Raw genomic sequence first — 13,142 nt, forward strand, 5'->3', positions numbered from 1 at the left:
TTCATTATTGGCAAGAGGATCGAAAGGAATCAAGCTGAAGGGGCTATGTGGAGGCCAATATTTATGGTATCAAGAGGTTGAATAACCATACTAGGACATTACCCAGGGATCATTGGGACGGGGGTGCAGATGGACAATCAGCTCCTGCACGACAAGGTAAAGGAGATAGAAGCCTGGCGTCGGTTGGCTCAGCCTGCCGAAGGCGAAGCCTTGCTTCATCACATTGGCTTAAGCCTGTACCGGCTCCAGGGTTGGCCCTGGGTCGCTCTGGCTGAAATTGTCGACAACCAGGTCTACCTGCTGGCCATCAGTGAAGCTGGCAGCCCCAAGGCCGGGTTCAGTTACCCCCTTGAAGATGCCCCCTGCCGGCTGCTCTACCCCTCGGGTGAACATGCCGACTTCATGGTATTCAGCAACAATATGCGGCGATTTACCCACTGGGGTCTGCTGCAGCAGTTGCCGGTCAGAAGCTATCTGGCGCAAAGGCTCAGCGACACTCAGGATCATCGTCAGTATCACCTGATCGCCCTGCACAACAACCTTGTGGAGGAGCACAGCCTGCCCAAGACATTGATGGCCACCTCGGCACGCCGACTGGCCGCAGAGATCCGCCAGAAGGCTGAGCATCGTGAGCTGGTCAGGCTGCAGAAGATCACCCAGCACCCCTCCCTCGCCCTGGCCTTTGTCGACGAACAGCAGCGGCTGGAGTGGGCCTCGCCCGGCCTCAGTCACCTGCTGGGCAGTCCCCTCAACGCTATGATCCATCAGCCCATCAATCGGCTGTTTCCCCAGGTCAGTGGCGCCAACCTGGCCATCAGTCGTCAACAGCCTGTCCACCTTCAGCAGATCTGCACCTTGGGCAATGGTCAGAGGGAAGCGCTGGTGATCTCCATCCATGGTCTGCCCGAGGGTTTTCTGCTGAACGTGGCCCCGCCCCTGCCCGACGCACTGTTTGCCGAGGAGGAGCAGCCTCAGCAGCTGGCTGGCCGTCTTGAGCAGGAGTTGGCCAGGCTGCAGCGCAAAGAGGAGGTCGCCGCCTTACTGTTTGTCGACTTCGTCAGCCTGGGAGAGGATCCCATCGGCGAGGATCACCTCTCCAGATTATTAAGCTGGGGCGCGGAGCAGTTACGAAATGTGGTGCGTAAGGAGGACTTCGTCAGCCGCCTGGGTGATCAGCTGGTGGTGCTGACCGCCTGTTTCGACCACCATGGCGAGGTGCCCAGAAACCAACTGACCGCCATCGCTGCCAAAGTGGATGCCCGACTGAAACAGAATCCGCCACTGGAGGCCCTGCCCATCAACCACAACCTGCGCATCCGGCTTATTACCAGTTGGGACAGTGACATCGATGAGGTACTTGATGCCAGCCATGCCACCATCTGGCAGCCTCAGGCGGCCTCCAGCCCCCTTCAGCTGGGCTCTTAGGCTGGCTGCAAGCAGGCGCCCTTGGTTTTTGCTTAAGCCATAAAAAACGGCGCCACCCGGGCGCCGTTTTTACAAGAAACTGAATCAGAACCAGTCGTTAGGCATGGACATGATCACTTCGGGATCCTGATGGATCACCCGCAGATGATAATCGGCCCGAGGCAGCTGACGCTCAAAATAGTAGCGGGCCAGCATCCCCTTACGGGCAACGAAGGACTCCTCCATCTCACCCTCTTCCGCCGCCTTGATCATCTTCAGCCACATCCAGCCATAGATGGCATAGCCTGTGGCGTGCAGGTAATCGGTGGCGGCGCTGTTGACCGCATCGTTGCGGGTGCTGCTGTTGACCAGTTCGGCGGCCTTCTCCAGCAGTGCGTCGAACAGTCCCAGCAGCTGAGTGCGATAGCCAAACCACTGGGCGCCGAGGCCTTCCAGTTCCTGCTCCGCCTGACGCTTGAGCTCGGACAGGGCCTGGCCCTTGTCACCCAGCACCTTACGACCCAGAAGATCCAGAGCCTGGATGCCGTTGGTGCCTTCGTAGATCTGAGCGATACGCGCGTCGCGCACCAACTGCTCTACGCCCCATTCCCGGATGTAACCGTGGCCACCAAACACCTGCTGCGCAGCGATGGTGGACTCCAGCCCCTTGTCGGTAAAGAAGGCTTTTGCCAGCGGCGTCAGCAGCGCAACCTGGGTCGAAGCCTGCTTCTTAACTTCACCCTCACCATGCTTGGCCAGATCCAGCTGCATGCCGGTGTACACCGACAGGGCACGGCCCGCTTCGGTTACCGAGGCGATGTCCAGCAGCATCCGGCGTACGTCGCCATGAACTACGATAGGATCGGCTTCGCCGCCCAATCCGCGGCCACTGCCTTTGCCTTGCTTGCGTTCACGGGCGTAATCGGCCGCCAGCTGATAGGCCGCTTCACCACAACCCAGTCCCTGGATGCCGATGGAGAGGCGCTCATAATTCATCATGGTGAACATGGCGATCAGGCCGCGGTTCACCCGGCCCACCAAGTAGCCTTGGGCATTGTCGAAGTTGATGACACAGGTAGCCGAGGCCTTGATGCCCATCTTGTGCTCTACCGCACCACAGGTAACGCCATTGGCTTCGCCGACGCTGCCGTCCTGGTTCACCTTGAACTTGGGCACCAGGAACAGGGAGATGCCGCGACTGCCACCTGGAGCATCGGGCAGTTTGGCAAGCACCAGGTGTACCACGTTTTCAGTCAGATCGTGGTCGCCGCCGGTAATAAAGATCTTGGAACCGGTCAGCAGGTAGCTACCATCCTCCTGAGACACCGCCTTGGTGCGCAGCTGGCTCAGATCCGAACCAGACTGTGGCTCGGTCATGTCCATGGCACCGCTCCACTCCCCAGAGTAGAGTTTGGGCAGATAGGTCTGCTTCAGCGCCTCATCGCCGTGAGCCGCGATACACAGAGCGGCGCCGGCGGTCAGTGAGCCGTACAGTGCAAAGGCGTTGGAGGCGGAGTAAACCATCTCATCGAACAGGACGCCCAGCATCTTGGGCATGCCCATGCCGCCATACTCAGGCTCTCCGGACAAACCCACCCAGCCAGACTCGGCGTAGGTCTGGTAGGCCTCCTTGTAGCCTTTTGGGGTGTAAACCATGCCCTGTTCGAAGCGCACGCCCTCTTCATCACCGTCACGGTTGAGCGGCGCAATCAGGTTTTGAGTGATCTTTGCCCCTTCCTCCAGGATGGCGGCAGCGGTATCCATATCGATGGCATCGCTCAAGGCGGGCACGGACTGCCACACCTCAGACGCCTTAAACACATCCTTGAGCAGAAACTGCATCTCGGTAAGGGGGGCGTTGTATTGCATCTCTTCTTCCTGACTGGGTATTAAACACAAATTTAAAACACCCGTTTAGTTTCAGAGATAATGGCGGGGAGATCAAGGTAATTCGGGGTTGTGGAGCAAAATGATTTCTCCATTACCCCTCAGGGATCTGAGGCAGGTTTGATCGCCAACTGCAAAATGGCGTCGGTGAGCTCCTGGTAGCTGAGCTCACCGGTGCTGTCGAACCATTTGTCGGTCCAGGTGATGGCACCGTAGAGCAGTTTACGCAGAACTTTGGGGGATGCTGTGATCAGCCTCTCTTTCCTGGCCTGTAGGAGGATCTCCAGCCACATCTGTTCGTACTCCTCCCTGAGCGCCAGAATATCCTGCTGTCCACCATCAGACAGGAAGCGCCACTCGTTGATCACCACCGCCATGGCGTCCCCCCAGTCACCATTGAGGGCATCCAGTTCACAGGCGATAAGCGCCCGCAGGCGACCTTGGGTGGTATGCTCCTCGGCCAGTTCAGAACGCATTCTCGCCATGGTGTGATGGATCCCCTCCACCATCACCGCCTTGAGAATGGCATCCTTATTCTTGTAGTGATGAAACAGACTGCCGGAGAGAATGCCCACGGCACTGGCCAGATCCCTGACTGTTGTGCTTTGGTACCCTTTTTGCCGGAAAAGCCTTGCAGCCTGGGTTAGCAGCCTCCCTCTGGCGCTATCCGGGTCCACCAACACCCCCTGCTCTATCAGTGACTTTTCCACACCCTGAGTCATCTTACTCTCCGCATTTCTCGCAACTGAACCGCCACCTGAGGCGATGTTTTACTATCCAGAGAGTAACGTCGGCGTCACAGAGTTGCAAACCAAGCGCTTGCTAGGCTAGGTTAAAAATGCAGCAACATAGACAGCGACGGACAAGGAGTCCCCATGCATTATCAGAGCATCTACCGCCCAGAGCTTTTCCATGGACAGGTAATACTGGTCACCGGAGGCGGCAGCGGCATCGGCCGCTGCATTGCCCACGAGTTGGCCTCTCTGGGCGCTCAGGTGGTTCTCATTGGCCGCACCACTCACAAGCTGGAAAAGGTGTGTGGAGAGATTCGGGACGATGACGGCCAGGCCAGCCTCTATGCTCTGGACATCAGAGATGAACCCGGTGTGGTCCAGACCATAGGGGCTATCCTTCAGGCGCACGGACGAATCGACGGCCTGGTCAATAACGCCGGAGGCCAGTTCCCCTCTCCCCTGGAGCAGATTAGTCTCAAAGGCTTCAGTGCCGTGGTCAACACCAACCTGGTTGGAGGGTTCCTGATGGCCAGGGAGTGCTACCGTCAATGGATGAAACAGGCTGGCGGCAGTGTGGTGAACATTACCGCCGACTTTCATAACGGGATGCCCGGCATGGGCCACTCCGGGGCTGCCCGGGCCGGAATGGAGAACTTCAGTAAAACCGCCGCCTGGGAGTGGGGCCACAGCGGAGTCCGGGTCAACTCTGTGGCACCGGGCTGGGTCGCCTCAAGCGGCATGGATACCTATGAGGAACCGATGCGCTCGCTGATCCCCAAGCTGCAGGCCCAGGTACCTCTGAAACGCATGGCCACCGAGGCAGAGGTTTCGGCGGCGGTCACCTTCCTGCTCTCCCCGGGCGCGGCCTTTATTAATGGTTCCACCCTCAAAGTGGACGGCGGCGCCTCCCTGGGTTCGGCCACCTGGCCCATAGGACGGGAGCAGGCCATCAATACCCAGGCGTTCGACGGCTTCCACCGAGCCCAAGCGCCCGAGGTGCTGCAGGGAGGCAAGGATGACCAGGATTGACAGTCGGCTGCGCCTCGCTGGCAAGGAGGCGGATGCCAACCGCAATGCCATGACCGACGCCCTGACCAAAGTACAGCAGGTCCTGGCTCATGTGGAAGACGCGGCGGAGTCCGCCCGTGAGCGTTATCAGGCCAGAGGGATGCTTCTGCCCAGGGACAGGCTGGCCCTGTTGCTGGACAGGGACGCCCCCTTCCTGGAACTGGGCGCCCTGGCCGGTTTCAAGATGGACGACGACAGCGATGGCCGTGGTGCCGGCGGCGGCTGCATCGCCGGCCTGGGCCGTATCCAGGGGATACCCTGTGTAGTGGTCGCGGACAACTACGCGGTCAAGGGGGGCACGGTCTCGCCAATGGGGCTGAAGAAGAAGCTCAGAATGCAGCAGATCGCCCTGGAGAACCGACTGCCCCTGGTGACCCTGGCCCAAAGTGGCGGCGCCAACCTCAACTACGCCACAGACACCTTCATCGAAGGGGGACGGGCCTTTGCCAACCAGGCGCGGCTCTCCGCCGCCGGCATTCCGCAGATCACCCTGGTCCACGGCTCAGCCACCGCCGGCGGTGCCTATCAGCCCGGACTGTCCGACTATGTAATAATGGTGAAACAGCAGGCCACCATGTACCTGGCCGGCCCCCACCTGCTCAGGGCCGCCACCGGCGAAGAGGCCGACGACGAAACCCTGGGCGGTGCCGAGATGCACCTGGGTCAGGCAGGCAGTGGTGAATACCTGGCCCTGGATGACCGAGATGCCATTCGCCAGGCCAGGGAGTTGCTCCCTACCCTGTGCCAGAGATTCGAACTGGAGCCGCCCCCCTCAGGCAAGCCCCCCTGCTACCCCGTTGACGATCTGATGGCCATAGTGCCTGAGGATCCCAAGCGTCCCTATGACGTCAGGGAGTTGCTGGCCCGTCTGGCAGATGACTCGGAGCTGCTGGAGTTCAAAGCCCAGTTCGACACCCAGACCCTGTGCGGCCACATGGCCATCGAAGGGCAGAAGCTGGGCGTCATCGGCAACAACGGTCCCATTACCGCCAAGGGTGCCTGCAAAGCCGCCCAATTCATACAGCTGTGCCAACAGGCAGGACTGCCCCTGTTGTTCATTCACAACACCACCGGATTCATGGTGGGCACCGATGCGGAACAAAGCGGCATCATCAAGCACGGTTCCAAACTGATTCAGGCGGTGGCCAACGCCACCGTCCCCAAACTCAGCCTGATGGTGGGCGGCTCCTATGGCGCAGGCAACTACGCCATGTGCGGGCGTGGTCTGGATCCCCGCTTTATCCTGGCCTGGCCCAACAGTCGCACCGCGGTCATGGGCCCGGCACAGGCAGGCCAGGTGCTGCGCAGCGTCACCCAGGCACGTATGGCCAAGGCCGGCAAAGTAGACGAAGACAAGCTGGATGCGCTGCAACAACAGACCCAAGCCATGATGGAAGCCGCCTCCACGCCGCTGGCCTGCAGCGCCCGCTTATGGGACGACGCCATCATCGATCCCAGAGACACCCGCCGTCATCTCGCCATGCTGCTGCACCTGTGCCTCAGCACGCCGCGGCGCGACGGAGGCAGCAACAGTTTCGGCGTCAGTCGCTTCTGACCCCAAGGCCCCCTTTTAATAAGGAGAACAGAGGATGTTTACCCAGGAACACGAGCAACTCAGGCAAACGGTCCGTCAGTTTGTGGCCCAGGAGATCAACCCCCATGTGGATCAATGGGAGCGAGACGGCATCTACCCGGCCCGGGAAGTGATGGGCAAGCTGGGGGCGCTGGGACTGCTGGGGATCACCAAGCCCACCACCTTCGGTGGCCTGGGGCTGGACTACAGCTATCAGGTGGTGTTTGCCGAGGAGATCGGTGCCGCCCACTGCGGCGGTGTGCCACTGTCCATCGGCGTGCAGACAGACATGGCCACCCCGGCGCTGGCCAGATTTGGCTCCGATGAGTTGAGGGCCCGCTACCTGGCGCCGGCCATCGCCGGCGAAATGGTGGCCGCCATTGCGGTCAGCGAACCTCATGCCGGCTCCGACGTATCCGCCATCAAAACCACGGCGCGCAGCGACGGTGACCACTATGTGATCAACGGCACCAAGATGTGGATCACCAACGCCACCCAGGCGGACTTCCTCTGCCTGCTGGCCAACACCTCCGACGGCCCGGCCCACAAAAACAAATCGCTGATCATCGTCCCCATGAATACGCCAGGGATCTCACTCTCCCCCAAGCTGGATAAATTGGGGATGCGCAGTTCCGACACCGCCCAGATCTTCTTCGACGACGTTCGGGTGCCCAAGTCCAATCTCATTGGCGACGAAGGGGCCGGCTTCACCCTGCAGATGATGCAATTCCAGGAGGAGCGGCTGTTTGGCGGCGCCATGTGCATCCGCATGCTGGAGAATTGCATCAACCAGACCATAGAGTACGCCAGGCAGAGGGCCGCCTTTGGCCAGAGCATCCTGGATAACCAATCCGTGCATTTCCGCCTGGCGGAACTGCAGACCGAGGTCGAGTGCCTGCGAGCCCTGGTCTACCGCGCCACCGCCGCCCACATCGCCGGCGAAGAGGTGACCACCCTGGCCTCCATGGCCAAACTCAAGGGGGGACGACTGTGCCGGGAGGTCACCGATGCCTGCCTGCAGTACTGGGGCGGCATGGGCTTTATGTGGGACAACCCCGTCTCCCGCGCCTATCGTGACCAGAGGCTGTGCTCCATCGGTGGCGGCGCCGACGAGGTGATGCTGGGGATCATCTGTAAAGCCATGGGCACCTTGCCCAGCCATCGTTAAGGTCTTGCCATGGGATTCAATACACTGCTGGTAGCCAATCGGGGCGAGATTGCGGCGCGAATACTCACCACCGCTAGGGAGCTGGGGTATCGCACCGTGGCGGTCTACTCCCGGGCCGACGCCGACTCGCCGGTGCTGGCGTTGGCCGATGAAGCCTACTGCCTGGGAGAGGCGCCCGCAGTCGACTCCTACCTCAATGTGGATGCCCTGATCCGGGCCGCGAAAACTACCGGCGCCGATGCCATCCACCCCGGTTACGGCTTCCTGTCGGAGCGGCCAGAGTTTGTCCGTCGCTGCCACCAGGAGGGGATCAGCTTTATTGGCCCCTCTGAAGAGGTGATCGCCCTGATGGGGGATAAGGCCAGAGCCAAGGCGGCCGCCCTCGAGGCCGGTGTTCCCTGCATTCCCGGATACCAGGGAAACGATCAGAGTGTGGCCAGGCTGACCAACGAAGCCCTGGCCATAGGCCTGCCGGTGATGATCAAAGCCGCCGCCGGCGGGGGCGGCAAGGGGATGAGGCTGGCCCGGAGCGAACAGGAGCTACCTGGCATGATCGAGATGGCCCGCTCGGAGTCTAAGAAGGCCTTTGGCTGTGACCAGGTGATTCTGGAGGCTGCCCTCACCCAGGTGCGCCACATCGAAATACAGATCTTTAGCGACAGCCATGGCAATCACCTCTACCTGGGGGAGCGGGACTGCTCCCTGCAGCGGCGCCATCAGAAGGTGATAGAGGAGGCGCCGGCCCCCGGTCTCAGTCAGGCGTTGCGCCAGCGTATGGGACAGGCCGCCGTTGCCCTGGCCCGTCATTGTGACTACCAGGGCGCAGGCACCGTCGAATTCCTGCTCACCGACGACAACACCTTCTATTTCCTGGAGATGAACACCAGGCTGCAGGTGGAGCACCCGGTGACCGAGATGATCACCGGCCAGGATCTGGTGGCCTGGCAGATTGCCGTGGTCGAAGGCAAGCCCCTGCCCCTGACCCAGGAGCAGCTGACACTCAGCGGGTGCGCCGTGGAAGCGCGCCTCTATGCGGAAGACCCCAGTCAGGGTTTCCTGCCCGCCACCGGATTGATTCGCCGCTGGCAAGCTCCTGAGGGTGACAAAATACGGGTAGACCACGCCCTGTCCCAGGGGATGAGCATCAGCCGCCATTATGACCCCATGCTGGCCAAGATCGTCGCCTGGGGGCCCGATCGTTCTGTCGCACTGAGGCGCCTGAGCCGGGCCCTGGAGCAGACCCAGCTGCTGGGGATCACCACCAACCAGGGGTACCTGGGGCGACTGCTGGCAGATCCCATCATTCAGGCCGGAAAAGCCGACACCACCTGGCTGGATCGCCACCAGAACACCTGTGCCGATCCGGCGCCCCCTCCATGGCTTTTGGCCCTGGCTTCGGTGATTCTCTGCGGCGATGCCCCCCCTTGTCGCCCCCTCAGCCTGAGACTGGACTATGGTAAGAAGAGCAGCAACTTATCTCTTCGCCCGGACGGCGGAGTGACCAGGGTTGAGGTCGATGAGGACAGCTTTGCCATCAGGCTATTAAACCGAGGTCCGGGGGCACTGATCTGCCAGATCGATGCTCACCGTCGTACCCTGGCATTCAGCCAGGACACAGACAGTGTCACCCTGAACTGGCGGGGGCAGAATTTTGAGTTTACCGACCGGACCCTGGCGGCGCCGCACCGCGAAGAAGCCCAAAGCGACGGCCAGGTGCGGGCCCTGATGGATGGCTGCATCCAGTCGGTGTTTGTCCGGGAGGGGGATTGGGTGGAAGCCGATCAGCCCCTGTTGACCCTGGAAGCGATGAAGATGGAGCTGCCGCTGAACGCCGGTCGTCCAGGCAGAATCACTCAATTAGCGGTAGACGCCGGCGAACAGGTAAAAACCAATCAGTTACTGATCACCATCGAGGATTAGGGAGAAACCATGTTAAACCTGCAAGGAAAAGTCTATGTGATCACCGGCGCCAGCCGCGGCATTGGCCGGGCCATGGCCCTGAAACTCGCCTCCCATGGCGCCGCCATCGTGGTGGCCGCCAAGTCGGACAAGCCCCATCCCAAGCTGCCCGGCACCATCCACAGCGTCTGCGATGAGATCCTGGCCATGGGTCAGCAAGCCATAGCCGTACAGCTGGATGTGCGTCAGGAAGCATCGGTACAGCAATTGGCGGAAAGAGTCGAAGCGGAGTTTGGTCGCCTCGATGGCCTGATTAACAACGCGGGCGCCATTCGCCTGACCAACGTTGAGCGCACGCCGGTTCGCAAATATGACCTGATGTTTCAGGTAAACAACCGGGCCGTTCTGCTGTGCGCCCAGTCCTTGGTTCCGCTGATCCGTAAGAGCGGAGGCGGCCACATCCTCAACCTCTCTCCGCCAATCAACCTGGATCCCAAGTGGTTCAAGGACTACGGCCCCTACACCACCACCAAGTACGGCATGTCGATGCTGACCCTGGGCATGGCCGAAGAGTTTCGTCCGGACAAGATCGCCGTCAACTCCCTGTGGCCCAGAACCACCATCGCCACCGATGCGGTCAAGTATGAAGCCGGAGGCGAACAGCTGTTTCCCGTCAGCCGCACCCCGCAGATCATGGCGGACGCCGCCTACACCATATTGAGCCAGCCACCACAAGAGCTCACCGGCGAACTGCTGGTGGACGAAGATCTGTTGCGCCGTTTTGGCCAGACCCAGTTTGACCACTACGCCTACCAGGAGGGCGCCACCCAATTCTTCACCGACCTGTTTCTGGATGAGTCATGAGCAGAGACCAGATAGCCCAAAGCGTATTCCGTTTCGTCGATCGCCACATCAGCCCCAACCTGGAACAGTGGGAACAGCAGGGGCGGCTACCCAGAGAGCTCTACCAGCTCGCCGGCGACGCCGGCCTGCTGGGACTGGGCTACCCTGAGCAGTTTGGGGGCACCCCCGCCTCGGTGGACGAGACCCTGGCCCTGACACGGGAGCTGATGCGCACCGGCTCCGGTGGCCTGGTGGCCGGCCTGATGAGCCACAGCATCGCCCTGCCCCCTCTGGTTGCTGGCGGCTCGGAGGAACTCAAGCGCGAACTGATCCCACCGATACTCCGAGGGGAGCGCATTGCCGCCCTGGCAGTCACCGAGCCCGGTGGCGGCAGCGACGTCGCCGCCATCACCACCCGGGCAGAGCTGTGCAGCGATCACTACGTGGTCACCGGCGCCAAGACCTTCATCACCAGCGGCTGCCAGGCGGATCTTTTCACCCTGGCGGTCCGCACCGGTGGCGAAGGCGCGGGCGGGGTGTCTCTGCTGATGGTGGATGCGGATACCCCGGGACTCTCCCGCAGCAGCCCGCTGCAAAAGATGGGCTGGCACGCCAGCGATACCGCCGAGATCTACCTGGATCATATTAAGGTGCCCGCCAACCGGCTGGTGGGCGAAGAGGGCCAGGGGTTTGCCCTGCTGATGGCCAACTTCGTCAGGGAGAGGCTGAACCTGGCGGTGATGGCCAACACCACCTCAGAACTGGCGCTGGAGAAAGCCGCCGCCTACGCCAGCATTCGCAACACCTTCGGCTCGCCGCTAATCGATAAGGCGGTAATCCGTCATAAGCTGGCCGAGATGGCTACCCGCCTGGAAGCCAGCATCTGCCTGACTGAGAAAGCGGCCAGAAAGCTCGAATCCGGCGACAACTGCGCCATGGAAAGCGCCATGGCCAAGAACATGGCCACGGACAGCTGTGACTTCATCACTCACCAGGGGGTGCAGATCCTGGGAGGACTGGGTTACATGCGGGAAGCGGGAATGGAGAGACTGGCCCGAGACGGCAGACTGCTCTCCATAGGCGGAGGCACCCGGGAGATCATGAACGAGATCATCGCCAAGTGCCTGCTTGAGCAGTGAAGAGGCTTTACATCAGCGGGGAGACACTGTGGGGGGCTTGGCTCAGCACCAGGGTGGCCTCCCCCAGCTGCTCCGGCGTCACCATCAGCTTGCCGTCCACCACTTGTGGCAGAGTGCCCTTCCCCTTCATCAAAGCCTCAGTGCCCTCGTCCAGGGTCAGGGTGACCCCTTTCACCTCAGGTTGCAGCCAACCAAAGCCCACGCCTGCGTAGGAGCGCATCAGGGCGTTCATCTGATCGCGGATCTCCGCCAGATCAGCGGCGGTAAAGCTCTTCTGCTCCAGGACCTCCGCCTGAATCTGCATGGCGAAATCACACTGCTGCTCATTCTCCAGTTCCAGCTGGATCAGGGCGGCTTTTTCCCGCAGATCGCGGTCGAAGGGCAGCAACAGCTGCTGATCAGGGCCAACCAGCAGTGGCAGCGCCTGTTCATGACGCAGGATGCGGCCATCCACCACCTTGCAGGGGATGCCCTGTTCGCGGTTGTTGAAGTAGAACACCAGCTTGAGTCTATTTATCTCCGGCTGATAGAGCTTATCCATACGATCGAAAAAGCCCTTATAGTCCAGGGTCAGAGCCCCGGCAGAGAATGGCAGCGCCAGGCTGGCGGCCAACAACATCCCTGTAATCGGTTTCATTACATATACCTTTTATTGGTTTCCAGCATGCTCAACAGCTCATCCACATACGCCTCTTTACGCTCGGAGTAACGAATCAGTCCGGGGATCAGGCTGGCTGCGGTCACCTCCATATCGGCGTGACGCAGCTGGGAGCGGATTTGACGCAGCTCCTGATAGGCGGGGTTGGTGTTGAGGTTATTCAGGTAGGAGCTCACCGACTCCTCCACGGAGTCAAACTTGGCCACCTCGTGGTTGCGACCGTCCTCCCGGCCCAGGGGGACCAGGCCGCAGCCGGCGCGAAAGCACCACTGGCCGAAGAAGTTCAGCCCTTCACGGGCAAAACGGGAACTGCCCCAGCCGGTTTCGTTGGCCGCCTGAACCAGCACCATCTCCACCGGTACGGTATCGACCCGGGCCAACAGTGGCTCCAGGGTCTCCGAGGAGATCTGGCGCAGCTCATAACCATACTGCTGGGCAATGCGCTCTGCCTTGGCGGCCTGGGCGCCGCTGACGGTCAGGCCCTTATCCAGACGCTGCTTAAGCTGCAGCAGAAACTGTCGCTGACCATTGATTTCACGATTCACCTGCTCCACCGTCGGGCGAAGGTAACCGAAGAAGGCGCGCTTCTTCTGTTTTACATCGCTGATCTCGGCGAAGTCCGGCAGATCGCTGACCGGCTTGTTGGCCTGAATCGGCAGACTGGCCACCTGGGGGCGCTCCTCATCCACCTGAGTTTCGATCCACAGCATGGTGAGCGCAACCAGGCCCAACGCGATAATGACGCCAGCTAAGGGTCTCATAGGAACTC

General features: G+C 61.0%; 11 protein-coding genes. 7 read left to right on the forward strand and 4 right to left on the reverse strand.

Translation table 11 applies throughout. From position 1 onward, the window contains the following. Positions 1–129: 129 nt before the first annotated feature. Positions 130–1,425, forward strand: a complete 1,296-nt coding sequence (locus tag ACN0RV_RS10285) for a hypothetical protein (RefSeq protein ID WP_417347515.1) — start codon at positions 130–132, stop codon at positions 1,423–1,425. A gap of 84 nt (positions 1,426–1,509) precedes the next feature. Here the strand turns inward: ACN0RV_RS10285 and ACN0RV_RS10290 are convergent, their stop codons facing one another. Beyond that, positions 1,510–3,273, reverse strand: a complete 1,764-nt coding sequence (locus ACN0RV_RS10290) for an acyl-CoA dehydrogenase family protein (RefSeq protein WP_417347516.1) — start codon at positions 3,271–3,273, stop codon at positions 1,510–1,512. Between the two features lie 119 nt (positions 3,274–3,392). Beyond that, positions 3,393–4,013 (reverse strand): TetR/AcrR family transcriptional regulator, encoded by a 621-nt coding sequence (locus ACN0RV_RS10295; protein WP_417347517.1) that lies wholly within the window; start codon positions 4,011–4,013, stop codon positions 3,393–3,395. A gap of 153 nt (positions 4,014–4,166) precedes the next feature. Between ACN0RV_RS10295 and ACN0RV_RS10300 the strand changes: the two genes are divergently transcribed. The 6 genes from ACN0RV_RS10300 to ACN0RV_RS10325 are packed head-to-tail and all read left to right on the forward strand — an operon-like array spanning position 4,167 to position 11,715. Continuing rightward, positions 4,167–5,054 carry an SDR family oxidoreductase gene (locus tag ACN0RV_RS10300; RefSeq protein ID WP_417347518.1) on the forward strand — a complete coding sequence of 296 codons (888 nt, stop codon included), beginning with the start codon at positions 4,167–4,169 and terminating at the stop codon, positions 5,052–5,054. Beyond that, a complete protein-coding gene (locus ACN0RV_RS10305; protein ID WP_417347519.1) occupies positions 5,041–6,648 on the forward strand; it encodes an acyl-CoA carboxylase subunit beta in 1,608 nt (535 codons plus the stop codon). The genes ACN0RV_RS10300 and ACN0RV_RS10305 overlap by 14 nt, the downstream gene beginning before the upstream one ends. Positions 6,649–6,682: 34 nt before the next feature. Beyond that, the gene (locus ACN0RV_RS10310) at positions 6,683–7,834 is read left to right on the forward strand and encodes an acyl-CoA dehydrogenase family protein (protein ID WP_417347520.1); all 1,152 of its coding nucleotides are present in this window, start codon (positions 6,683–6,685) and stop codon (positions 7,832–7,834) included. Between the two features lie 9 nt (positions 7,835–7,843). Then, a complete protein-coding gene (locus tag ACN0RV_RS10315) occupies positions 7,844–9,754 on the forward strand; it encodes a biotin carboxylase N-terminal domain-containing protein (RefSeq protein ID WP_417347521.1) in 1,911 nt (636 codons plus the stop codon). Between the two features lie 9 nt (positions 9,755–9,763). Next, on the forward strand, positions 9,764–10,597 hold the full coding sequence (locus tag ACN0RV_RS10320) for an SDR family oxidoreductase (RefSeq protein ID WP_417347522.1): 834 nt from the start codon (positions 9,764–9,766) through the stop codon (positions 10,595–10,597). After that, positions 10,594–11,715 carry an acyl-CoA dehydrogenase family protein gene (locus tag ACN0RV_RS10325; RefSeq protein WP_417347523.1) on the forward strand — a complete coding sequence of 374 codons (1,122 nt, stop codon included), beginning with the start codon at positions 10,594–10,596 and terminating at the stop codon, positions 11,713–11,715. The genes ACN0RV_RS10320 and ACN0RV_RS10325 overlap by 4 nt, the downstream gene beginning before the upstream one ends. Before the next feature lie 7 nt (positions 11,716–11,722). Here the strand turns inward: ACN0RV_RS10325 and ACN0RV_RS10330 are convergent, their stop codons facing one another. After that, a complete protein-coding gene (locus ACN0RV_RS10330; protein ID WP_417347524.1) occupies positions 11,723–12,352 on the reverse strand; it encodes a DUF2987 domain-containing protein in 630 nt (209 codons plus the stop codon). Further along, complete coding sequence (locus ACN0RV_RS10335; protein ID WP_417347525.1) at positions 12,352–13,134, reverse strand: glucosaminidase domain-containing protein; 783 nt, start codon at positions 13,132–13,134, stop codon at positions 12,352–12,354. Before ACN0RV_RS10335 ends, ACN0RV_RS10330 begins: the two co-directional genes overlap by 1 nt. Positions 13,135–13,142 lie beyond the last annotated feature (8 nt).

Source organism: Ferrimonas sp. (genome assembly GCF_048263965.1).
Taxonomy (GTDB): Bacteria; Pseudomonadota; Gammaproteobacteria; order Enterobacterales; family Shewanellaceae; genus Ferrimonas.